We start from the raw sequence: 21,251 nt of genomic DNA, 5'->3' as shown, positions 1-21,251 counted from the left end.
GTCAGCGCAGACCGTCCCACTGGGCGATGTCGGCTGCCTTCAGGCCACCGACGCGGTTGTGAATACGCGGGCCGGTGCTCATCGCCAGGATGAACACCAGTTCATCGGGACGCGGCGCCCCAGGAACCCGGACTTCGATGGCATCGAAATGGCTGCGCACATAGGCGGCGTTGATGTGTGTCAGCGGCACATCAAGCGTTGCCCCCGCGCCTCCGACTTTTTTCGTGGATGGCACGATCGCCAGCCCATTGGCGGGCTGCCCTTTGACCCCGCCTCCCTTGCCCGCCGCATAATCGGCCGGATTGCCTTTCCAGCCCAGCAGCTCGCGCATCGCATAACCGCCGGGCACGTGCCAAAGCGCGCCGTGCTCGAGCTCGCCAGCGGCACCAACCAGGGAGCCCTTGCCATACCCCTCGATTTGCTCCACCGTGACCGCGAGACGACCGAGCAATGCATGTGCCAACTCGGTGCCGACGTCATTGAGCTGCGCCATCATCGGCAGGATGTCGGCCTCGTAGCGCCCGGCATAGGGATTGGCGAGAACCCCGGCAATATAGCCGCGCCGCAGCGGCGTCGGTGCCACAGGTCCGAATTCATGAAAAATGTCTTCCACATGGCAGAAGACGCGGCGTATCTCGATCATGGGCATATCCTCGCGGTTCTCAGTTCGATGGTGTTTGGTATCGGCATGGTCTGCTCTCGGGAATGTTCAACACGCCATAGCGGCGACGCCGGCTGCGGCTGTCAGCGGCGCATTCCAACCGGAGGGGGCTGCGGACAGCGCCTCGGCGGCATCGCCATGCAGTTGCGCCACCTGGCCCTGGCACACCAGGACCGCGCCCCAGATCAGTCTCATGTCCCGCAATTGCCGCGCCCGTGCCAGGCCGGCACGCAACGCGGCATGAATCAGATCGGCCTCAAGGTGCGGCACATCGGCAGTCACCAGCAGGTCGCCAAGGTCCGAATCATCCTTGAGCGCGCAGGCCGGCACACGCTCGATACGGGCATCCTGCACGTTGACGGCGTTGGCGATGACGGTCGCCGCGGCATCGGCCTGTGCGGCGCTTGCCGCCAGCACCGTGACGCTGTCGGCAATCCCGAGCGAGAAACTGCGCCCGCGCCAGCCGCTGGTTGCGATGCCGCGCACCGGCATCTGTGCATCGATCCGGATTTCGCCATCCGGCCGCAGCACGCCGCGCGCGGCGTCTGCGGTCGCGGTCAAAACATCGGCGCAGACACCAACCCGATATGACTCACCGGCATCCAGATGGAGCGCGATGTCGCCGCCATTGTTGACCGCAGCCCGAGCGACCCCCGGCCGCGCATAGCAGGCGATCAGCTCCTGCGCGACCGCACCCGCCACCGCCGCCATCGGCGTGATGTAGCCGGCGCGAAATGGGTGACATGCCTGCCACATGCGCCTGGCAATAACTCCATGCAGCGGATTGGCGCCGGCTACCGGACGCCGCAATTGCTCAAGCTCGCACACCAACTCCGGCAGCACCGCCTCGAAGCGGCGCCACGCAATCTGATGTGCAGCCTGCACGACATCCGCCCGACCGTCGGCCTGAATCACCAGATCGATCGGACCGTGCGCAAAATGCAGGCGCCCATCCGGAAGCGAGGTGCACTGGGGTGTCACGTTCAGCCCTTTCAGTCAGCCAAGCATCGGACCGGCGTCGGCCGGCCATGCATTCACTGAGGGCGGAGACAACCATTTGCGGCGTGTCGGTGCGCCTTCGTTGTGCCAGGCGCCGGTATCGAGTACGGACGACAGCGGGCGCACATACTCCATATGCCCGCCCAGCACAGAATAGTCGGCTAACTTCATCGTGAACTCGATCGGCGCAACGATGGCGGGCGTCGGCACGGTGCCGAAGCTGTTGTCCGGCATGCGCATCACGTCCGCCATGACGGTGATGCCGCCACCTGGCCAGACATAGGCTGGTGCGCCGCCGCAGGTCACATTCACCAGCGTCTGCTTGATCGAGCGTGTCAGCAGGACGGGATTTTCGGTGACGCCGGCCCTCAGACTGCCGCCGGCACCGCCGAGGAATAGGACCGTGGTCAATGACGGTTCGCAGTTTTCACCGATCCGATCCACCACTTTTTTGACCTCGGGCGGCATCGGTTGCTCCACCGCGCACAGCTTATCGTCCAGCACGAACCAGGCGGCATGCTCACCGGTGGTGGAGGTCATCAGCAGCCTGAATCCCGGCCGTGCCACTTCCGGGTCCCACCCCTCGATGATGGAAAGCGGATCGGCGATATCGGTCCCACCCCATCCGGTGCCGGGGTTGGCGACCTGGAAGTAGCGGCCCGGTGTCGACTTGCGACCGCGAATCTTGACGCCGGATGGCGAGATTCCCAGGCAGCGCCCGGCCTGATGCTCGGTCAGCACGCCGGTGATGTGATCGTCGACCACGATCGCCTCATCCACCTGGCCGTACAGCTGCTTGGCAAAGATGCCGATGGTGGCCGAACCGCAGCCGACGCGCATGCGCCGCTCCTCGACGCCATTGACGATCGGCGCGCGCCCGGCCTGGACCACGACCTGGGAGCCGCCGTCGATGGCCAGTTCGGCCGCCTGTTTGTTGCCGATCAACTGCATCATCTCGGCCGTCAGACGACCTTCCTTCTTGCTACCTCCGGTCAGATGATGAACGCCACCGAGCGACAACATCTGCGAGCCGTATTCGGCAGTCGTCACGTGGCCGACCACCTCGCCCTTGTAGCGCACGTTGGCCTGCTCCGGTCCGAGGTAGCGGTCGGTATCGATCTTCACCTTGAAACTGCAATAGCTGAAGATGCCTTCCGTCACCACCGTCACCATGTCCACACCCTCCGCCCTGGAGGCGACGATGAAGGGCGCAGGCTTGTAGTCCGGATAAGTGGTCGACGAGCCGACGCCGGTGACGAACACCTCGCTGGCCTGCAGCAGATCCCCATCCCAATCGGCTGCGGCGGCGCCCTCGCTACCCCGCTTCGCCCCGCCGTCATCCCCCCCCAGGCGCGGACGCCCGGAAAACGGCACGACCGCCCCATCCGGCGCAGCGAGCGTCTTCTGCAGCAGGACCACGGGGTCCACCCGCACCAGAGTCCCATCGACGTTGGCATAGCGATCACAGGCACCGGTGCGGCCCGCAGTAATCTGGCACAACACGGGACAGGCATTGCATTCGATTTTGTCGCTTGCCATACGCTCGCTGCGCGGCTTGGCGCGCTCCAGCACTTGCGGCTCGAGTTGCGGCAGTCCGTCGGTCTTGGTGTGCTCGGTCATGACGCTGGCGTCTCCTTCGTGGCGTGAGCATGCGTCGCATGCGATCGACGCGTTTCACATTCAATTTTAAATGTAGTGTACACCACATTTTTGTTTAGTGTACACTTCATCTTAATGTAGTGTTCTCTACATTAATACAATGTAAAGCACCTGCCGATATTTGGCAATGCCCCACTGCCGGGGCCCGCCAGCAAGGAGACCACGATGACCCATGTAGTGACCGAATCCTGCATCCGCTGCAAATACACGGACTGCGTCGATGTATGCCCGGTCGATTGCTTCAAGGAAGGACCGAATTTTCTGGTAATCGATCCGGAAGAATGCATCGATTGCGCCGTGTGCATCGCGGAGTGTCCGGTGCAGGCGATTTACGCGGAAGACGACCTTCCGGCCGAGATGGAGCAATTTATCGGCCTCAACGCCGAACTTGCAAAAGCCTGGCCGACCATCACCAAACGCAACGGCCCGCTGCCGGACGCGGAGCACTGGAAAGATCAAACGGAAAAGCTCGCGCACCTGGCGCGTTGAACCAGGCCGAATTTTTAAATGTCATCGATTACGGAGAAAATATGAGTGCCCTGAATGAAGAACGAGTCCTGACCGTTCACCACTGGACCGACCGCCTTTTCACGTTCACGACCACGCGCGATTCCTCGCTGCGTTTTTCCAACGGCCATTTCACGATGATCGGCCTGCGAGTGGACGGCAAACCCCTGCTGCGGGCGTACAGCATTGTCAGCCCCAATTACGAAGACCACCTGGAGTTCCTGAGCATCAAGGTACCGGATGGTCCGCTGACCTCCAAGCTGCAGAACATCCAGGTCGGAGACACGATCATCGTCGGCAAGAAACCTACCGGAACGCTGGTTACCGACTATCTGCTGCCCGGCAAACGGCTCTATCTGTTGTCTACCGGGACCGGGCTGGCGCCGTTCATGAGCATCATCCGCGATCCGGAAATCTACGAAAAATTCGAACAGGTGATCCTGGTGCATGGCGTGCGCCAAGTCGACGAGCTTGCTTATCACGACCTGCTGGTGGAAAATTTGCCGAATCATGAATTCCTCGGCGACCTGGTGACCAGCAAGTTGCGCTACTACCCGACCGTGACGCGCGAACAGTACAAGAACATGGGGCGCGTGACCGACCTGATCACCAGCGGCAAGCTGTTTGCCGACCTCGGGGTGCCGAGCCTGGACCCACAGGCTGACCGCATCATGATTTGCGGCAGCCCCGGCATGTTGCGCGACCTGAAGCAGATGCTTTCGGACAGCGGCTTCACGGAGGGAAATACTTCGACACCGGGTGATTTCGTGATCGAGCGCGCCTTTGCAGAACAATGATTTGGCATTGCCGCGCGCATTCGACTTGACGGTTTCGACGAACTTCAATAACGGCTGATTATGACGACACCTACTCCACGACGAGCCACTGCCAACGGAGCAGCAGTAAAGCGGCCGCGCGTGCGCGAGTTGGCTGCCCTGACGACCCAGGAAAACATCCTGCGTGCGGCCACCAAGGAGTTCGCCAAACACGGCCTGGCGGGCGGACGCATCGACCAGATATCCAAGGCCGCCAAGTCGCACGACCGCATGATCTACTACTACTTCGGCAGCAAGGAAGGATTGTTCATCGCCGTGATCGAGGACGCCTACCGGCGCTTCAACGAAGCGGAATCGAAGGTCGCCCTGAAAATGGACGATCCGGTCGAGGACCTGAAAACGCTGGTCCAATTCATGTGGTCGTACTACCAGAAAAAGCCCGAGTTCATCACGCTGCTCAACAGCGAAAACCTGCATCGTGGCAAGCACATTTCCAAGTCGATGCGCGCGCGCGAGTATTCGTCGCCGGCCATTTCGGTGCTCAACCAGGTGCTGGCGGCCGGTATCGAAATGAATATTTTCCGGCGCGACGTCAGGGCGCGCGACATTTACCTGATGAGCGCTGCGCTGGCCTATTTCTACGTTTCCAACCGCTTTACGCTGTCGGCCTTTCTGGGCGAGGACCTGATGGAGCCGGAGGCGTTGGCGCACTGGGAAGAATTCATCACCTCTGCGGTGATCCGGCAGGTTTCGATCGCGCCATCGCCGTAAGCCCCGGAAGCCCCGCCAATACCGATGAGACCATCCGGGCTGCAGCCCGGATGGCTGAACCTATATACCAGGAGATAACCCATGGCAGAAGCAGCCACCACCTCGAAGTCGGGAAAAGTCGTCATCAAGAATATCGGCCTTCTCCTCTCGGGCGATATCGACCAACCGATCCTCCAGGCCGATACCATCGTGATCAACGACAGCCTGATCGCTGCCGTCGGCAAGGCCGCCGATTGCGACACTTCGCACGCCGAGCTCGTCATCGATGCCCGCCAGACTTGCGTAGCGCCCGGTCTGATCGACAGCCACGTGCATCCGGTTTTTGGTGACTGGACGCCGCGCCAGAACCAGCTAGGGTGGATCGACTCGACCATGCACGGCGGCGTCACTACCATGATTTCCGCCGGCGAAGTGCACCTGCCGGGCCGCCCCAAGGACATCGTCGGCCTGAAGGCGCTGGCGATCACGGCGCAGCGCGCGTTCGACAATTTCCGCCCCGGCGGCGTCAAGGTCATCGCCGGTGCTCCGATAATCGAAAAGGGCATGACCGAGCAGGATTTCAAGGATCTGGCCGAGGCCGGCGTCAAGCTGCTGGGCGAGGTCGGCCTCGGTTCGGTCAAGGCCGGCTACGAGGCGCAACAGATGGTGGCCTGGGCCCGCAAGTATGGCATCCAGAGCACGATCCACACCGGCGGCCCGTCGATTCCCGGTTCCGGCCTGATCGACAAGGATGTGGTGCTGGAAGCCGATGCCGATGTCATCGGCCACATCAACGGCGGCCACACCTCGCTGCCGGAAGCGCACGTCTGCGAGCTATGCGAGAAATCGAGCCGCGCGATCGAGATCGTCCATAACGGCAACGAGCGCGTCGCGATTGCCGCGGCGCAGGCAGCGCTCCAGTTGAAATGCCCGCACCGCGTGATTCTCGGCACCGACGGTCCAGCCGGTTCCGGCGTCCAGCCGCTCGGCATGCTGCGCATGATTGCGCTGCTGTCGAGCCTGGGCCGGATTCCGGCCGAGCTGGTGTTCTGCTTCGCCACCGGCAACACGGCCCGCATCCGCGGCCTGAACTGCGGCCTGATCGAGGTCGGACGCGCGGCGGATTTCGTCTTCATGGACAAGGCACAGCACTCGGCCGGGCGCGATCTGCTGGACAGCGTCCAGCTTGGCGACATTCCCGGCGTCGGTATGGTGATGATCGACGGCATCGTGCGCTGCGGACGCAGCCGCAACACACCGCCCGCCACCGAAATTCCGGTGGCCGTCGCGGCAACACATTGAGCACGCATGCTGGCGTCTGCACGAGAATGCATTTTTCAGATATGAAATGGAGAGTCATATGAAGGTATTGGTTCCAGTCAAGCGCGTGGTCGACTACAACGTCAAGGTCCGGGTGAAATCGGACGGGACCGGAGTCGATATCGCCAACGTCAAGATGTCGATGAATCCGTTCGACGAAATCGCGGTGGAAGAGGCGATGCGGCTGAAGGAAGCCGGCAAGGCGAGCGAAGTGGTGGCGGTCTCGTGCGGCGTGGCGCAATGCCAGGAAACCCTGCGCACCGCGCTGGCGATTGGCGCCGACCGCGGCATCCTGGTCGAAAGCGACGCCGAACTGCAGCCGCTGGCGGTGGCCAAGCTGTTGCAGGCGGTGGCCGACCGGGAACAGCCGCAACTGATCATCCTCGGCAAGCAGGCGATCGACGACGACTGCAACCAGACCGGCCAGATGCTGGCGGCGCTCCTGGGCTGGCCGCAAGCCACCTTCGCCTCCAAGGTGGTGCTCGAGGACGGCAAGGCCACGGTCACGCGCGAAGTCGACGGCGGCCTGGAAACGGTGGCGCTGACGCTGCCGGCCATCGTCACCACCGACCTGCGCTTAAACGAGCCGCGCTACGTGACGCTGCCCAACATCATGAAGGCCAAGAAAAAGCCGCTGGACGTGCTCAAGCCGGCCGATCTCGGGGTCGACGTCGCACCGCGCTTAAAGACCCTGAAAGTCGCCGAACCGCCCAAGCGCTCGGCCGGCGTCAAGGTGCCGGACGTCGCCACCCTGGTCGCCAAGCTGAAGAACGAAGCGAAAGTCATCTGATGCATTGCGGGACAGAGTTGAGCGTAGCGCGTTTTGTCCCTTGTGGGACAGAGTGAAGCGTAGCGCGTTTTATCCCTTGTGGGACAGAGTTCAGCGTAGCGGTACTCTGTCCCCAACACTTCAGAGAATTTTAGAATTTTAGAAATTTAGAAATTTAGAAGGAACATCATGACTGCACTCGTCATTGCCGAACACGACAACGCCTCACTCAAGGGCAGCACCCTGAATACCGTCACCGCCGCCGTCCAGTGCGGCGGCGAAGTCCACGTGCTGGTGGCCGGCTCCAACTGCGGCGCCGCCGCTGCGGCCGCCGCCCAGATCGCCGGCGTCGCCAAGGTGCTGGTGGCCGATGCGCCGCAGTTCGCCGACGGCCTGGCCGAAAACGTCGCTGCCCAGGTGCTGGCGCTGGCAGGCGATTACTCGCACATCCTGGCGCCGGCCACCGCCTACGGCAAGAACATCGCGCCGCGCGTGGCCGCCAAGCTGGACGTCGGCCAGATTTCGGAAATCACCAAGGTCGATGCGCCCGACACCTTCGAGCGCCCGATCTACGCCGGCAATGCGATCGCCACCGTGCAATCGGCCGACGCCGTCAAGGTCATCACCGTGCGTACCACCGGCTTCGATGCCGCCGCCGAGGGCGGGGCCGCCGCCATCGACAATCTGACCGCGGTGGCCGATTTCGGCAAGTCCGCGTTTGTCTCGCGCGAACTGGCCAAGTCCGACCGGCCGGAGCTGACCGCCGCCAAGATCATCGTCTCGGGCGGGCGCGGCATGGGTTCGGGCGACAACTTCAAGATTCTGGAGCCGCTGGCCGACAAGCTGGGCGCCGCCATGGGCGCCTCGCGCGCGGCGGTGGATGCCGGCTTCGTGCCGAACGACTGGCAGGTCGGCCAGACCGGCAAGATCGTCGCGCCGCAGTTGTATATCGCAGTCGGCATTTCGGGCGCGATCCAGCACCTGGCCGGCATGAAGGATTCGAAGACCATCGTCGCCATCAACAAGGACCCGGAAGCGCCGATCTTCTCGGTGGCCGACTATGGCATCGTCGGCGATTTGTTCGAGATCGTGCCGCAGCTGACCGCGGCCCTCTGAACGACGCGCCAGCTACCCGGCCCAGAGCCGGGCAGCCTGCGCGAACTATCCGAGCAGCAGCACGTCATCGTCGATCTGTTCGCCGCGCGTGCGCTCAAACATCCGCAGCAGGTCCGGCACGTCCATGCCGGCGCGTTCCTCGCCCGCCACATCCAGCACCACCCGGCCCTGATGCAGCATCAGCGTGCGCTCGCCGTAATCGAGCGCCTGGCGCATGCTGTGCGTGACCATCATCGTGGTCAGGTTGCTTTCGCGCACGATGCGATTGGTCAGCTCCAGCACGAAGGCGGCGGTCTTCGGATCGAGCGCCGCCGTATGTTCATCCAGCAGCAAGATGCGCGACGGTTGCAGCGATGCCATCAACAGGCTGACCGCCTGCCGCTGGCCGCCCGACAACAGGCCGATGCGATCCGCCAGCCGATTTTCCAGACCCAGGTTGAGAATGGACAGCTTGTCGCGGAACAGCTCGCGCAAGCCGCGGTTCAAGGCCAGCCGGAAGCCACGGCGCGAACCGCGCGCCATCGCCAGCGCCATGTTTTCCTCGATCGTCAGCGCTTCGCAGGTGCCGGCCATCGGGTCCTGGAACACACGCGCCACCAAATTGGCGCGCTCCCAGGCCGACTTGCGCGTAACGTCGATGCCGTCGATCTCGATACGGCCGCTGTCGATCGGCAAATCGCCCGAAACCGCGTTCAGGAAGGTCGACTTGCCGGCGCCGTTGGAGCCGATCACGGTGACGAACTGGCCGCTCGGAATCTCCATCGACAATCCGCGCAAGGCCCGGGTTTCGATCGGCGTACCGGCGTTGAAGGTGATGTGCAGGTCTTGTGCATTCAACATCTCACGCCCCTCCTTTTTTCGCCGGCAGCAGCTTGCGCTTGGCCAGCGGCAGGATCAGCGCGATCGCCACCAGCAAGCCGGTGATCAGGTTCAGGTCTTGCGCCTGCAGGCCGATGAAGTCGCTGTTCAGCGCCAGCGCAATGAAGAAGCGGTACAGGATGGCGCCGATCACCACCGCCAGCGTGGTCAGCATGATGCGCCGCGCCGGCAGCACGCTTTCGCCAATGATGACCGCAGCCAGGCCGATCACGATGGTGCCGATCCCCATCGAAATGTCGGCCACGCCCTGGGTCTGCGCAAACAGCGCGCCGGCCAGCGCCACCAGGCCGTTCGACAGCGCCATGCCGGCCAAGGTCGCGCGTCCGGTGGCAATGCCCTGGGCGCGCGCCATGCGCGGGTTGGCGCCGGTGGCGCGCAGCGCCAGCCCAACCTGGGTCGAGAAAAAGAAATCCAGCGCCAGCTTGATGACCAAGACCAGCACGAACAGAATCGCCGGCCGCGCCACTGCGTCCGACATCCACTCCGGCTGCAGCAGCGTGAAGATGGTCGGCTCCATGATCAGCGGCACATTGGGTTTGCCCATGATGCGCAGGTTGATCGAATACAGCATCGTCATCAGCAGGATGCCGGCCAGCAAGTCCATGATTTTCAGGCGCACGTTGAGCCAGCCGGTGACGAAGCCGGCCAAGGCGCCGGCGGCGATCGCGGCCGCGGTGGCGGCAAACGGGTTCCAGCCGACCACGATCAGGGTTGCGGCCACTGCGCCGCCGAGCGGGAAGCTGCCATCCACCGTCAGATCGGGAAAATTCAGGGTGCGGAAGGTAATCAGCACGCCCAGCGCGACCAGGCTATAGATCAGGCCCAGTTCCAGCGCGCCGAGTAAAGCGAATAGCGACATAAATGACCTTGTAAGTCGGCGGAATCAAACGACCTCGGCGCGGAGCATGCCATGCGGCAGCATCCGCGCCTGGATCGGCCCGGGCGACGCCGGGCGGCATTCAAGCTTACTTGACGACGCTCTTGGCCGATTTGATCAAATCGGCCGCCAACGTCACGCCCTGCTTCTCTGCCATGCCGGGATTGACGAACAATTCCAGCTTGCTGCTGGTTTCGGAGGCGATCGCTCCCGGCTTTTCGCCCTTCAGGATGCGCACCACCATCTTGCCGGTTTGCCGGCCCAGGTCGTAATAGTTCAGGCCAAGCGCAGCGATGGCGCCGCGCTTGACAGTGTCGGTGTCGGACGCGATCAGCGGCAGCTTCGATTCGGTCGCCACCTTGACCATCGATTCGTAGGACGAGACGACGTTATTGTCGGTCGAGGTATAGATCAGGTCGACCTTGCCGACCAGGCTCTTGGCAGCGGCGCCGACGTCCACCGTGCGCGGCGCCGGCGCTTCGACCAGGGTCATGCCAGCGGCCGCCAGCAGTTTCTTCATCTGATTCACCACCACCACCGAGTTTGCCTCACCCGGGTTGTACACCATGCCGACGCGCTTGGCGTTCGGCAGCACCTGCCTGATCAGCGCAATTTGCTTATCCAGCGGCAACAGGTCGGAAACGCCGGTGACGTTACTGCCGGACGGCTCCCAGCTCTTGACCAGCTTGGCGGCGACCGGATCGGTGATAGCGGAATACACCACCGGAATCGACTTGGTGGCGGACACCACCGCCTGCGCCGCCGGCGTCGCGATTGCCACGATCACGTCCGGCTTGTCGCCGATGAACTTGCGGGCGATCTGGGCGGCGGTGCCGACGTTGCCCTGCGCGCTCTGGAATTCCCATTTCAGGTTCTTTCCAGCCTCGTAACCTTCCGCCTTCAGTTCGTCGCGCACGCCGTCGCGCACCGAATCCAGCGCCGGGTGCTCGACGATCGACAGCACCGAGACCGATACCACCTTGTCGGCCGCCAAGGCGGGGCCGGCAGACAGCGCCGACAACAGCATGACTCCAGCCAAGACGCGCAACTTTGCTTTTCCTGCAATAAACATCACCTGCTTCTCCATAAAAAATCAAAAAATGGCCGGCCGCGATCATACCGCGCATACTGCCAGCCAAGCCGGGAGTGTACCGCCGAAGCGGCCGTGCACTCGGGCGCACGCCATGCAGAAAACCTGTGCAAGTACCGCAGCGTGGGCGCAGTGTATGATTTGCGCCTGTCTTCACGATTCGTCCGAACCTTCCATGAGTGAACCATCCTACTACCGGCAACATGTTTTTTTCTGCATCAATCAGCGTGACGGCGGGCGCACCTGCTGCGCCGACAAGGGGGCGCAAACGGCGCAGGAGCACGCCAAGCAGCGCATCAAGCAGCTGGGCCTGAGCGGCCAGGGCAGGATCCGCATCAACAAGGCCGGCTGCCTCGACCGCTGCGAAGAAGGCCCAGTGCTGGTGGTGTACCCGGAAGGCACCTGGTACACCTACGTCGACACCAAGGACATCGATGAAATCATCGACAGCCACCTGGTCGGCGGCAAGATCGTCGAACGCCTGAAGATCTAATGCTACCGCGCGGCCTGCCGCTGCTTCCGTAACGACCCCGCCCATGATCAACATGAACCCGCACACGCAATTCTTTTCGCTGCAGGGCGCCGCCGGCGCGCTCGAATGCGCGCTTGACCTGCCGCCCGATCCGCAGACCAACCCGCCGCGCGGCATCGCGCTGGTGGCGCACCCGCATCCGCTGTATGGCGGCACCATGAACAACAAAGTGGCGCAGACGCTGGCGCGCGCCTTCGTCGCGACGGGCTATGCCGCGGCGCGCATGAATTTCCGAGGAGTCGGCAACTCGGCCGGGGTGCATGACCATGGCCGCGGCGAAACCGATGACATGGCGCTGCTGGCGGCGCACATGCGGCGTCAATATCCTGGCCTGCCGCTGGCGCTGGCCGGCTTTTCCTTCGGGACCTTCGTCCAGGCACAGTTGCAGCAGCGCCTGAGCGCGGAAAAGGCGCCGGCCGAACGGCTGGTGCTGGTCGGCAGCGCCGCCGGCAAATGGGCGATGCCGGAGGTGCCGGCCAACACCCTGCTGATCCACGGCGAACACGACGAAACCATCCCACTAATCGACGTGTTCGACTGGGCGCGCCCGCTGGACATCCCGGTAATCGTGATCCCCGGCGCCGACCACTTTTTTCACCGCAAGCTGCAACATATCAAGAGCCTGGTGGTCGAAGCGTGGCATTGCTGAGGCATTGCCTGCGCCGTGGCGGCGCTATAATCTGCACCAGCCGGCAGCCGTCATGCCTTGAATCCGCTCCTTTTTTGAACCGCCTGCCTCGCCAAATTTGCGGCGGGGCGCAGTTATCGACACACTCCATGAAAAAATTCCTCGCGGCAGTCGCCGCCGCTGCCCTATCCGTATCACTATCGTTTTCCACCGCCTTCGCGCAGGCGCTGCCGCCGCCGTCCATCGCCGCCAAATCCTGGCTGCTGCAGGACGTCACCAGCGGCCAGACCATCGCCGCCGAAAATGCCGACCTGCGCATCGAGCCGGCCTCGCTGGTCAAGCTGATGACGGTCTATCTGGCGTTCGAGGCGCTGAAGGATAAGAAGCTGACGCTGGATCAGATGATCACCGTCTCGGAACGCGCCTGGAAGGTCGACCCGGCCAGCTCGAAGATGTTCATCGAGCCGCGCGTGCCGGTCAAGTTCGGTGACCTGCTGTACGGCGTCATCGTCCAGTCCGGCAACGACGCCTCGGTGGCGGTGGCCGAAGCGGTGGCCGGCACCGAAGATGCGTTCGTGGTGCTGATGAACCGCGAGGCGCAGCGGATGGGAATGAAATCGACCCGTTTCGCTAACGCCCACGGCTTGCCCAGCCCGGACAACTACTCGACCGCGCATGACCTGGCGCTGCTGGCCTCGCACCTGGTGGCCGATCATCCGGAGTCATACAAGATGTATTCGACCCGGAGCTTCACCTACAACAAGATCACGCAGCAAAACCGCAACCGCCTGCTGTGGCTCGACCCGAGCGTGGACGGCATGAAGACCGGCCACACGCAGGCGGCCGGCTATTGCCTGATCGCCTCCGCCAAGCGGCCCAATGGCGGCGGCGAACGGCGTTTGATTTCGGTGGTGCTTGGCACCAGCTCGGACCAGCAGCGCGCGCAGGAAAGCCAGAAGCTGTTGAACTGGGGCTTCCAGAATTTCGACACCGTCAAGCTGTACGCCAAGGGCGCGCCGGTGGCGACGCCGGAAATCTGGAAAGGCACGCAAAACCAGATCAAGCTCGGCTTCAACCATGACGTCTTCGTCACCGTACCGCGCGGCATGGCCGACAAGATGAAGCCGGTGCTGGAACGGCGCGATCCGCTGGTGGCGCCGGTGGCTGCCAACAGCCAGGTCGGCACGCTGAAGATGGTGGCCGACGGCAAGACGCTGGCCCAATTCCCGCTCTTGGCGCTGGAGCAGGTGAACCAGGCCAGCATCTTTGGCCGCGCCTGGGATCAGGTACGCCTGTGGTTCAAATAGAACGGCCGGGCGCAATGGCGCCGGCCACGCCCGCCTGACGATACCGCAAGGGCGCCGCGTTCGCGGCGCCGATTTCGAGCGCCACTGCCCGCGCCGCGCGCTTCCGCTTCTATTCCGTTTTTGCATCGGCGCCGGCCGGCGCCTGTGCAAAAATGGTCTGTCTTCAATTCACGGGAATTCCTCATGCACGACCCGCTGGTTTACCTGAATGGCGCCCTGACGCCGCTCTCCGAAGCCAAGATCCCGGTGCTCGACCGCGGCTTCATTTTTGGCGATGGCATTTACGAGGTGATCCCGATTTATCGCGGCAAGATGTTTCGCGCCGAACATCATCTGGCGCGCCTGTTTCGCAGCCTGGCCGCGGTCGGCATACGCAATCCGCATAACCGCGAAGAGTGGCTGGCGCTGATCGCGCGCGTGGTCGCGGCCGATGCCGATCAAATGGTCTACATCCAAGTCACGCGCGGCGTCGCACCACGCAAGCATTCGTTTCCGCAGGATGCCACGCCGACCGTATTCATCATGAGCAATCCGCTGGTGCTGCCGTCGGCGGCGGCGCGCGAGCGCGGCGTCGCCTGCGTCTCGATGGAAGACCTGCGCTGGCTGCGCTGCAAAATCAAATCGACTTCGCTGCTGGGCAACGTGCTGGCGGCGCAGAACGCGGCCGAGCAGGACGCCACCGAAACCATCCAGTTCCGCGACGGCTTCCTGACCGAAGCCTCGTCCTCCAACGTCTGGGTGGTGAAGGATGGGCAACTGATGGCGCCGCCCACGGACAACCTGATCCTGGAAGGCATCCGCTACGGCCTGATCGAGGAATTGTGCGCCGCCAACGGCATTCCGTTTACAGCCCGCCGGATCGGGCGCGACGAGGTGTTCGACGCCGACGAAGTGCTGCTGTCATCGGCCACCAAGGAAGTGCTGCCGGTGGTGTCGATCGACGGCAAGACCGTCGGCAACGGCCGACCGGGACCGATCTATCAACAGCTGTATGCGGCCTATCAGGTAGCCAAGGCCGCCCTGTAAATCATGCCAACCCCATTTCGAGACTGAAAGCCGATGCCGGAACAGCACCCACCCAAGCAGCGCACGGAAAGCCTGATCGACTATCCGAGCGACTTCCCGATCAAGATCATGGGGCCGATGCACGATACCTTTGCGCAAACCATGGTCGAAGTCGTGGTGAGCTTCGACCCTTCCTTTCATGCCGGCAAGATGGAAATGCGACCTTCCTCCAAAGGCAACTACCTGTCGCTGACCGCCACCGTGCGCGCCACCAGCCGCCAGCAGCTGGACGATCTGTACCGCGCACTGTCGTCGCATCCGATGGTCAAGGTGGTGCTGTAACACCCGGCGCGCTCTGGTTGCACATACTCCATTACTAACACCTGTTTTCTGGCCATGAAAAGGTGAGTTTCTTAATATACCCGTACGTATTTTGAGCGCAGCAAAAACAACCGAGGTTGTCGCCATCTTTAATGAGAATGATTAGCATTTGTGTTAAAGTGCTGCACGTCATTCAATCCAACCGCCGGGAGCCTCAATTGAAACGTGTATTGCCCACCCTGTTCGCCTCCCTTGCCATGCTCGCTGCCGTTGCACCGGCGACCGCCGCGGCCGAGGAAGTGGTCGTCTATTCCGCGCGCAACGAACAGTTGATCAAGCCGCTATTCGATGCCTACAGCAAGCAGACCGGCGTTGCGGTCAAGTTCGTGACCGACAAGGAAGGCCCGCTGATGCAGCGCCTGAAGGCGGAAGGCGCGAACACGCCGGCCGATGTGCTGATCACGGTTGATGCCGGCAACCTGTGGTACGCCGCCAGCCAGGGTTTGCTGCAGCCGATCGACTCGGCCACACTGAAAGCCAACATCCCGGCTCACCTGCGCGACCCCGGCAACCAGTGGTTCGGGCTGTCGGTGCGGGCACGCACGATTTTCTACAACACGCAAAAGGTCAAGCCGGAGGCGCTGTCGACCTATGAGGCGCTGGCCGAGCCGCAATGGAAGGGCCGGCTGTGCCTGCGCACCTCGAAGAAGGTGTACAACCAGTCGCTGACGGCGATGATGATCGAGGAGCATGGCGCCGCCAAAACCGAACAGATCATCAAGGGCTGGGTCGCGAACCTGGCGACCGACGTATTCGCCGACGACACCAAGATGCTGGAAGCGATCGGCGCCGGCCAATGCGACGTCGGCATCGCCAACACCTACTACTTCGGCCGCCTGCAGGCGAAGAAGCCGAACCTGCCGGTGGCGGTGTTCTGGGCCAACCAGAACGGCAAGGGCACTCACGTCAACGTCTCCGGCGCCGGCGTCACGCATTACGCGAAGAACCCGCAAGGGGCCCGCAAACTGATCGAGTGGCTGTCCTCGGCGCAGGCGCAAAACCTGTTTACCGACGTTGATCTGGAATACCCGGCCAATCCGGCGGTCAAGCCGGATCCGCAACTGGCGGCCTGGGGCCCGTTCAAGCAAAACCTGATCAATGTCGCCAAGGCCGGCGAATTGCAGGCGGAGGCAGTAAAACTGATGGACCGCGCCGGCTACAAATAAGCACAAACCGGTACCGGCAAGCATCAATAGCAGCGACAATAGCGGCTGATTCCAACCAGCCACGGCGGGCGCTCGCGGCGATCCGCGCGCTCCCTAGTCAAGCAAAACCGTATGCAAGCTGCCATTCCCGACCACTCGCCGCGCGCCGCCTGGCGGCCCGGCGCGCTGCTGGGCCGCTGGTTCGGCGGCTGGCGCATCGCCGCCTTCCTGGTCTCGTTGGTGACGCTGGTGCCGCTGGTGGTGGTGCTGTCGTCGTTCCTGACGCCGCAAACCGAAATCTGGCAGCACCTGGCGCGCAACGTGCTGCCCGAGCTGCTGGTCAATACCTTCTGGCTGGTGGCCGGCGTCGCGCTCGGCACCGGCGTGCTGGGCACCTCGCTGGCCTGGCTGACCGCAGTCTGCGAGTTTCCCGGCCGCCGCTTCTTTGCCTGGGCGCTGATGCTGCCGCTGGCGATCCCGGCCTACGTCACCGCCTTCGTCAGCATCGGCCTCTTGGACTACACCGGCCCGCTACAGGAGGGCTTGCGCGCACTGTTCGGCAGCAGCGCCTGGGTGCCGCCGATCCGCTCGCGCGGCGGCGTGATCCTGGTGATGACACTGGCGCTGTATCCGTACGTCTATCTGCTAGCGCGCAACGCCTTCCTGACCCAGGGCAAGCGCTCGCTGGAAGTCGGGCAGTCGCTCGGCCTGTCACGCCGCCAGGGCTTCTTCAAGGTGGCGCTGCCGATGGCGCGGCCGTGGCTGGCGGCCGGCGTGATGCTGGCGACGATGGAAACCCTGGCCGATTTCGGCACCGTCGCCGTGTTCAATTACGACACCTTCACCACCGCCATCTACAAGGCCTGGTTCGGCCTGTTTTCGCTGTCGGCGGCGGCGCAACTGGCCTCGATCCTGGTGGTGCTGGTGCTGGCACTGGTGCTGGCCGAACAAGTCTGGCGGCGCGGCAAGCGCTATCACGCGGTCGGCCGCTCGCAGGCGGCCTCGCGCCTGCAAATGGGCCGGCGCGCGCGCCTCGCCGCCTGCGCTTACGCCGGCATGGTGCTGGCTGCCGCCTTCGTGATCCCGGTATTGCAGTTGCTGGTCTGGAGCGTGCAGGTATTTGCCGAAGATTTCGATGCGCGCTACCCGTCCTTCGTCTGGCATTCGATCGTGCTGTCGGCGCTGGCGGCGCTCTTGGTGGTGGCCGCGGCGCTGGTACTGGTGGTCACGCTGCGCCTGCACCGCGACTGGCCGACACTGTTTTTCACCCGGCTGTCCACGCTCGGCTACGCGATCCCCGGCACGGTGCTCGCGGTCGGCATCTTCATCCCGATCGCCTGGCTCGACAACCAGTTGGTTGCGCTGCTGAAAGCATGGTTCGGCATGAACCTCGACGCGCTGCTGCGCGGCACGCTGGCGGTGATGCTGCTGGCGTATGTCGCGCGCTTCCTGGCGGCCGGCTTCAACCCGATCGAGAGCGCGATGCAGCGCATCACCAAGAGCCAGGAAGAAGCCGCGCGCGGTATGGGCGTCACCGGCTGGCGGCTGTTCGCGCGGGTCCATTTGCCGCTGTTGCGCGGCGGCCTGGTCAGCGGCGCAATCCTGGTGTTCGTCGACGTCATGAAGGAAATGCCGATCACGCTGATGACGCGCCCATTCGGCTGGGACACGCTGGCGGTGCGGATTTTCGAGATGACCTCGGAAGGCCAATGGGAACGCGCCGCGCTGCCGGCGCTGGCGCTGGTGCTGGCGGGCCTGTTGCCAGTGATCCTGCTGACGCGGCACTCGGAAACCTGATACGGATTCGCCATCCGACCAGCCTTCAACCCTAGCCCTGCCCCCTATAATTCGCACCCATGAATCCTGCCGCCGCCATCCGCGCCACATCCGAACCAGAACCGCTGCTGCGGCTCGACCGCGTGTCGCATGCCTATGGCGCCACCACCACCTTCAGCGATCTCGGGTTCAGCCTGGAAAAGGGCCGGATCGGCTGCCTGCTGGGGCCGTCCGGCTGCGGCAAGACCACCGCCCTGCGCTGCATCGCCGGCTTCGAACCGATTTCCAGCGGCGCCATTCATCTGAACGGACAGCAGGTCAGCAGCGCCGCCTCTTCGCTGCCGGCGCACCAACGCCGGATCGGCATGGTGTTCCAGGATTACGCGCTGTTTCCGCATCTGAACGTGCACGACAACGTCGCCTTCGGCCTGCATGGCGCCGACCGGGCGCAGCGCGCGCGGCGCGTGGCCGAGTTGCTGGAAACGGTTGGCCTGCAGGCGCTGGCCCGCGCTTATCCGCATGAATTGTCGGGCGGCCAGCAGCAGCGCGTGGCGCTGGCGCGGGCGCTGGCACCGCAACCCGACCTGTTGTTGCTGGACGAGCCGTTTTCCAATCTGGACGTCGAACTGCGCGAGCGGCTCGGCCTTGAAGTGCGCGACATCCTGCGCCAGCAAAACACCACCGCGGTGCTGGTCACGCACGACCAGCACGAGGCGTTCGCGATCGCCGACGAGATCGGCGTCCTGCACCAGGGCGTGATCCAGCAGTGGGATAGCGCATACAAGCTGTATCACGAGCCGGCCAATCTGTTCGTGGCCGGCTTCATCGGCGAAGGCGTGCTGATTCCGGGCGCGGTGGTCGGCCCCGCCATCCTCGACATCGAACTGGGGCGGGTGCCGGCACAGTTGCCGGCCTGCTGCGCGGCCGGCTGCCGGGTCGACGTGCTGGTGCGGCCGGACGATGTCGTGCACGACGACGCCAGCAGCATGCAGGCCACCGTGCTGGCCAAGGCCTTTCGCGGCGCCGACTTCCTGTACACGCTGCAACTGGCAAGCGGTACCCGCGTGCTATCGCTGATCCCCAGCCATCACAATCATCCAATTGGCGAAAAGATCGGCATCCGCCTGGAAATCGACCACGTGATTGCCTTCGAGCACCCCGATTGCTAGTGTGGTGTTGCCGCGCAAGGAACGACCAGCTTCGGTAAACTGAGGCCATGTCCAGTCCCATCATTCTCCAGCGCGGCCGCGAAGCGTTTGAAGCCAGCTACCAGGCGATGCGCGCCTTCACCGATACCCGCGACGCCAGCACTCCGGACCAGTTGTGGCTGGTCGAACATCCTCCGGTTTTCACGCTCGGCGTGGCGGCCGATCACGCCCACGTGCTGGACGCGCACCAGATCCCGATCGTGCAGACCGACCGCGGCGGCGAAGTGACCTATCACGGACCCGGGCAGGCGGTGGTCTACCTGCTGCTGGATTTGCGCCGCAAGCGACCCGGTGCGCGCTGGTTCGTGCGCGAATTTGTCACCCACATCGAGGATGCGGTCCTCGACACGCTGGCCGCGCATGGCGTGACCGGCACGCGCAAGACCGGCGCACCCGGCATCTACCTGGCAGACGGCGCCTGGCAAGGCGCAAAAATCGCCGCACTCGGCCTGAAAATCCGCGGCAACGGCTGCACCTATCACGGCGTGGCGCTGAACGTGGCGATGGACCTGACGCCATTCTCCTGGATCAATCCGTGCGGCTACCGGGGCTTGGCGACCATCGACATGAAGACGCTCGGGGTCGACGCCAGGCCACAGGACGTGCAGTTGGCACTCGCTCACAAACTGATCGAACGGCTCTGACGGACCAGCGCCGCGACCCCTCCTCCACACCACATGAATCCCGCCATGCCGCCCTCTCCATCCGAGCCACTGCCAGATCGGCCGCGTCCCAAATCGCCGTCCGACCTGTTTTTCGCCTTCACCATGCTGGCCTTGCAGGGCTTCGGCGGCGTGCTGGCAGTGGTGCAGCACGAGCTGGTGGAACGCAAACAGTGGCTGACGCGCGAGGAATTCCTGGAAGACTGGGCCGTGGCGCAACTGATGCCCGGGCCGAACGTGGTGAATATCTCGCTGATGATCGGAGCCCGCCATTTCGGTTTGCGCGGCGCGCTGGCGGCACTCGCCGGCATGCTGGCCGCACCATTGCTGTTGCTGCTGGTTCTGGCTCTGGTATATGCCCGCTTCGCCTCGCATCCGGGCGTGGCCGGCGCGCTGCGCGGCATGAGCGCGGTGGCCGCCGGCCTGGTGACCGCGACCGGCCTGAAGCTGGGTAGCGCGCTGCAAACCAATGCGCTCGGACTCTGGCCATGCCTGGGATTCGCGCTGGCGTGTTTCGCGGCGATCGCCTGGCTGCACTGGCCGCTGCCGTATGTGCTGGGCGGCCTGGGTGTGCCGGCCTGCGTGCTGGCTTGGCACACGCTCAAGGCATGAGTACGCCGCTCTCGATTGCGCTGGCCCCGGACGACTGGCTCCAGCTGTTCGTCCATTTCCTCGGCCTGTCGCTGATGTCGATTGGCGGCGCGATCACCACGGTAGCGGAAATGCATCGCTACCTGGTGGTGCAAGAGCACTGGCTGACCGATGCCCAGTTCAACGCCGCGATCGCGCTGGCGCAAGCCGCGCCAGGGCCGAACGTGCTATTCGTGGCGCTGATGGGATGGAATGTCGGACTGAATGCCGGCGGCCTCGGCAGCGCGCTGTTCGGCGTGCTGGCTGCGATGTCCGGCATCCTGATTCCCAGCACCACGCTGACTTACCTGGCGGCGCATTGGGGCCACCAAAACCGCACCCGACTCGCGGTGCGGGCTTTCAAGCAAGGCATGGCGCCGCTGGTGGTCGCGCTGATCATCGCCACCGGCTGGACCCTGGCCGGCGCCAGCGACACGTCCGGCCCGCAGTTGGCACACTGGGCGCTGATCCTGGCCACCATCCTGCTGATATGGCGCACCAGGATTCACTTGCTGTGGCTCCTGGCCGCCGGCGCGCTGCTCGGGTGGTACGGCCTGGTGTAATCGCGGCCGCA

General features: G+C 63.8%; 23 protein-coding genes. 17 read left to right on the top strand and 6 right to left on the bottom strand.

What is annotated here, in order from left to right; all coding sequences use genetic code 11:
• Window position 1: 1 nt before the first annotated feature.
• From ACK2VC_RS10870 to ACK2VC_RS10860, 3 genes are all read right to left on the bottom strand, one after another.
• Window positions 2-643, bottom strand: coding sequence for an amino acid synthesis family protein (locus ACK2VC_RS10870; protein WP_486730367.1), 642 nt, complete (start codon window positions 641-643; stop codon window positions 2-4).
• Between the two features lie 66 nt (window positions 644-709).
• Window positions 710-1,642, bottom strand: coding sequence for a UPF0280 family protein (locus ACK2VC_RS10865; protein ID WP_486730366.1), 933 nt, complete (start codon window positions 1,640-1,642; stop codon window positions 710-712).
• A gap of 15 nt (window positions 1,643-1,657) precedes the next feature.
• On the bottom strand, window positions 1,658-3,280 hold the full coding sequence (locus ACK2VC_RS10860) for a 6-hydroxynicotinate reductase (RefSeq protein WP_486730365.1): 1,623 nt from the start codon (window positions 3,278-3,280) through the stop codon (window positions 1,658-1,660).
• Between the two features lie 204 nt (window positions 3,281-3,484).
• On the opposite strand from ACK2VC_RS10860, the gene fdxA reads away from it, so the two are divergent.
• The 6 genes from fdxA to ACK2VC_RS10830 all read left to right on the top strand — a co-directional run bounded on the left by fdxA (window position 3,485) and on the right by ACK2VC_RS10830 (window position 8,557).
• Window positions 3,485-3,808, top strand: coding sequence for a ferredoxin FdxA (gene fdxA, locus ACK2VC_RS10855; protein ID WP_486730364.1), 324 nt, complete (start codon window positions 3,485-3,487; stop codon window positions 3,806-3,808).
• A 41-nt stretch (window positions 3,809-3,849) separates the two neighbouring features.
• Window positions 3,850-4,623 (top strand): ferredoxin--NADP reductase, encoded by a 774-nt coding sequence (locus ACK2VC_RS10850; RefSeq protein ID WP_486730362.1) that lies wholly within the window; start codon window positions 3,850-3,852, stop codon window positions 4,621-4,623.
• 120 nt (window positions 4,624-4,743) lie between these two features.
• The gene (locus ACK2VC_RS10845) at window positions 4,744-5,373 is read left to right on the top strand and encodes a TetR/AcrR family transcriptional regulator (protein WP_486730361.1); all 630 of its coding nucleotides are present in this window, start codon (window positions 4,744-4,746) and stop codon (window positions 5,371-5,373) included.
• An 81-nt stretch (window positions 5,374-5,454) separates the two neighbouring features.
• The gene (locus ACK2VC_RS10840; protein WP_486730360.1) at window positions 5,455-6,654 is read left to right on the top strand and encodes an amidohydrolase family protein; all 1,200 of its coding nucleotides are present in this window, start codon (window positions 5,455-5,457) and stop codon (window positions 6,652-6,654) included.
• Window positions 6,655-6,712: 58 nt separating this feature from the next.
• Window positions 6,713-7,462: an electron transfer flavoprotein subunit beta/FixA family protein gene (locus ACK2VC_RS10835; protein ID WP_486730359.1), complete on the top strand. Its 750-nt coding sequence runs from the start codon at window positions 6,713-6,715 to the stop codon at window positions 7,460-7,462.
• 168 nt (window positions 7,463-7,630) lie between these two features.
• Entirely contained in the window at window positions 7,631-8,557 is a 927-nt protein-coding gene (locus tag ACK2VC_RS10830) for an electron transfer flavoprotein subunit alpha/FixB family protein (RefSeq protein ID WP_486730358.1), read from the top strand.
• A 45-nt stretch (window positions 8,558-8,602) separates the two neighbouring features.
• On the opposite strand, the gene ACK2VC_RS10825 is transcribed toward ACK2VC_RS10830, so the two are convergent.
• The 3 genes from ACK2VC_RS10825 to ACK2VC_RS10815 form a co-directional block, all read right to left on the bottom strand.
• Window positions 8,603-9,397: an ABC transporter ATP-binding protein gene (locus ACK2VC_RS10825; protein ID WP_486730357.1), complete on the bottom strand. Its 795-nt coding sequence runs from the start codon at window positions 9,395-9,397 to the stop codon at window positions 8,603-8,605.
• Between the two features lies 1 nt (window position 9,398).
• Window positions 9,399-10,295 carry an ABC transporter permease gene (locus ACK2VC_RS10820; RefSeq protein ID WP_486730356.1) on the bottom strand — a complete coding sequence of 299 codons (897 nt, stop codon included), beginning with the start codon at window positions 10,293-10,295 and terminating at the stop codon, window positions 9,399-9,401.
• A gap of 106 nt (window positions 10,296-10,401) precedes the next feature.
• On the bottom strand, window positions 10,402-11,385 hold the full coding sequence (locus tag ACK2VC_RS10815; protein WP_486730355.1) for an ABC transporter substrate-binding protein: 984 nt from the start codon (window positions 11,383-11,385) through the stop codon (window positions 10,402-10,404).
• A 193-nt stretch (window positions 11,386-11,578) separates the two neighbouring features.
• Here ACK2VC_RS10815 and ACK2VC_RS10810 point away from each other — a divergent pair, with 193 nt between their 5' ends.
• From ACK2VC_RS10810 to ACK2VC_RS10760, 11 genes are all read left to right on the top strand, one after another.
• Window positions 11,579-11,896, top strand: coding sequence for a (2Fe-2S) ferredoxin domain-containing protein (locus ACK2VC_RS10810; protein WP_486730354.1), 318 nt, complete (start codon window positions 11,579-11,581; stop codon window positions 11,894-11,896).
• 52 nt (window positions 11,897-11,948) lie between these two features.
• A complete protein-coding gene (locus tag ACK2VC_RS10805; protein ID WP_486733219.1) occupies window positions 11,949-12,584 on the top strand; it encodes an alpha/beta hydrolase in 636 nt (211 codons plus the stop codon).
• A gap of 128 nt (window positions 12,585-12,712) precedes the next feature.
• Window positions 12,713-13,870, top strand: coding sequence for a D-alanyl-D-alanine carboxypeptidase family protein (locus ACK2VC_RS10800; protein ID WP_486730353.1), 1,158 nt, complete (start codon window positions 12,713-12,715; stop codon window positions 13,868-13,870).
• A gap of 183 nt (window positions 13,871-14,053) precedes the next feature.
• Complete coding sequence (locus tag ACK2VC_RS10795; protein WP_486730352.1) at window positions 14,054-14,896, top strand: D-amino acid aminotransferase; 843 nt, start codon at window positions 14,054-14,056, stop codon at window positions 14,894-14,896.
• A 33-nt stretch (window positions 14,897-14,929) separates the two neighbouring features.
• Window positions 14,930-15,217, top strand: a complete 288-nt coding sequence (locus ACK2VC_RS10790) for a DUF493 family protein (RefSeq protein WP_486730351.1) — start codon at window positions 14,930-14,932, stop codon at window positions 15,215-15,217.
• A gap of 197 nt (window positions 15,218-15,414) precedes the next feature.
• Window positions 15,415-16,422 (top strand): extracellular solute-binding protein, encoded by a 1,008-nt coding sequence (locus ACK2VC_RS10785; protein WP_486730350.1) that lies wholly within the window; start codon window positions 15,415-15,417, stop codon window positions 16,420-16,422.
• A gap of 111 nt (window positions 16,423-16,533) precedes the next feature.
• Window positions 16,534-18,198, top strand: coding sequence for an ABC transporter permease (locus ACK2VC_RS10780; RefSeq protein ID WP_486730349.1), 1,665 nt, complete (start codon window positions 16,534-16,536; stop codon window positions 18,196-18,198).
• A 59-nt stretch (window positions 18,199-18,257) separates the two neighbouring features.
• Window positions 18,258-19,346 (top strand): ABC transporter ATP-binding protein, encoded by a 1,089-nt coding sequence (locus tag ACK2VC_RS10775; RefSeq protein WP_486730348.1) that lies wholly within the window; start codon window positions 18,258-18,260, stop codon window positions 19,344-19,346.
• Window positions 19,347-19,393: 47 nt separating this feature from the next.
• Window positions 19,394-20,029 carry a lipoyl(octanoyl) transferase LipB gene (gene lipB / locus ACK2VC_RS10770; protein WP_486730347.1) on the top strand — a complete coding sequence of 212 codons (636 nt, stop codon included), beginning with the start codon at window positions 19,394-19,396 and terminating at the stop codon, window positions 20,027-20,029.
• Window positions 20,030-20,074: 45 nt separating this feature from the next.
• Complete coding sequence (locus ACK2VC_RS10765) at window positions 20,075-20,659, top strand: chromate transporter (protein ID WP_486730346.1); 585 nt, start codon at window positions 20,075-20,077, stop codon at window positions 20,657-20,659.
• The gene (locus tag ACK2VC_RS10760; protein WP_486730345.1) at window positions 20,656-21,240 is read left to right on the top strand and encodes a chromate transporter; all 585 of its coding nucleotides are present in this window, start codon (window positions 20,656-20,658) and stop codon (window positions 21,238-21,240) included. The genes ACK2VC_RS10765 and ACK2VC_RS10760 overlap by 4 nt, the downstream gene beginning before the upstream one ends.
• The last annotated feature ends 11 nt before the right edge of the window (window positions 21,241-21,251 follow it).

The organism is Herbaspirillum sp. WTB6 (assembly GCF_057457785.1).
The sequence above is the reverse complement of the archived record's forward strand: the minus strand, read 5'-3'. Positions and strand labels throughout refer to the sequence as shown.

Bases quoted from the DNA above. Each gene is read 5' to 3' on its own strand.
- ACK2VC_RS10870 (WP_486730367.1), bottom strand. From the start codon at position 643: ATGATCGAGATACGCCGCGTCTTCTGCCATGTGGAAGACATTTTTCAT.
- ACK2VC_RS10860 (WP_486730365.1), bottom strand. From the start codon at position 3,280: ATGACCGAGCACACCAAGACCGACGGACTGCCGCAACTCGAGCCGCAA.
- fdxA (WP_486730364.1), top strand. From the start codon at position 3,485: ATGACCCATGTAGTGACCGAATCCTGCATCCGCTGCAAATACACGGAC.
- ACK2VC_RS10850 (WP_486730362.1), top strand. From the start codon at position 3,850: ATGAGTGCCCTGAATGAAGAACGAGTCCTGACCGTTCACCACTGGACC.
- ACK2VC_RS10840 (WP_486730360.1), top strand. From the start codon at position 5,455: ATGGCAGAAGCAGCCACCACCTCGAAGTCGGGAAAAGTCGTCATCAAG.
- ACK2VC_RS10835 (WP_486730359.1), top strand. From the start codon at position 6,713: ATGAAGGTATTGGTTCCAGTCAAGCGCGTGGTCGACTACAACGTCAAG.
- ACK2VC_RS10830 (WP_486730358.1), top strand. From the start codon at position 7,631: ATGACTGCACTCGTCATTGCCGAACACGACAACGCCTCACTCAAGGGC.
- ACK2VC_RS10825 (WP_486730357.1), bottom strand. From the start codon at position 9,397: ATGTTGAATGCACAAGACCTGCACATCACCTTCAACGCCGGTACGCCG.
- ACK2VC_RS10820 (WP_486730356.1), bottom strand. From the start codon at position 10,295: ATGTCGCTATTCGCTTTACTCGGCGCGCTGGAACTGGGCCTGATCTAT.
- ACK2VC_RS10815 (WP_486730355.1), bottom strand. From the start codon at position 11,385: ATGTTTATTGCAGGAAAAGCAAAGTTGCGCGTCTTGGCTGGAGTCATG.
- ACK2VC_RS10810 (WP_486730354.1), top strand. From the start codon at position 11,579: ATGAGTGAACCATCCTACTACCGGCAACATGTTTTTTTCTGCATCAAT.
- ACK2VC_RS10805 (WP_486733219.1), top strand. From the start codon at position 11,949: ATGAACCCGCACACGCAATTCTTTTCGCTGCAGGGCGCCGCCGGCGCG.
- ACK2VC_RS10800 (WP_486730353.1), top strand. From the start codon at position 12,713: ATGAAAAAATTCCTCGCGGCAGTCGCCGCCGCTGCCCTATCCGTATCA.
- ACK2VC_RS10795 (WP_486730352.1), top strand. From the start codon at position 14,054: ATGCACGACCCGCTGGTTTACCTGAATGGCGCCCTGACGCCGCTCTCC.
- ACK2VC_RS10790 (WP_486730351.1), top strand. From the start codon at position 14,930: ATGCCGGAACAGCACCCACCCAAGCAGCGCACGGAAAGCCTGATCGAC.
- ACK2VC_RS10780 (WP_486730349.1), top strand. From the start codon at position 16,534: ATGCAAGCTGCCATTCCCGACCACTCGCCGCGCGCCGCCTGGCGGCCC.
- ACK2VC_RS10775 (WP_486730348.1), top strand. From the start codon at position 18,258: ATGAATCCTGCCGCCGCCATCCGCGCCACATCCGAACCAGAACCGCTG.
- lipB (WP_486730347.1), top strand. From the start codon at position 19,394: ATGTCCAGTCCCATCATTCTCCAGCGCGGCCGCGAAGCGTTTGAAGCC.
- ACK2VC_RS10765 (WP_486730346.1), top strand. From the start codon at position 20,075: ATGCCGCCCTCTCCATCCGAGCCACTGCCAGATCGGCCGCGTCCCAAA.
- ACK2VC_RS10760 (WP_486730345.1), top strand. From the start codon at position 20,656: ATGAGTACGCCGCTCTCGATTGCGCTGGCCCCGGACGACTGGCTCCAG.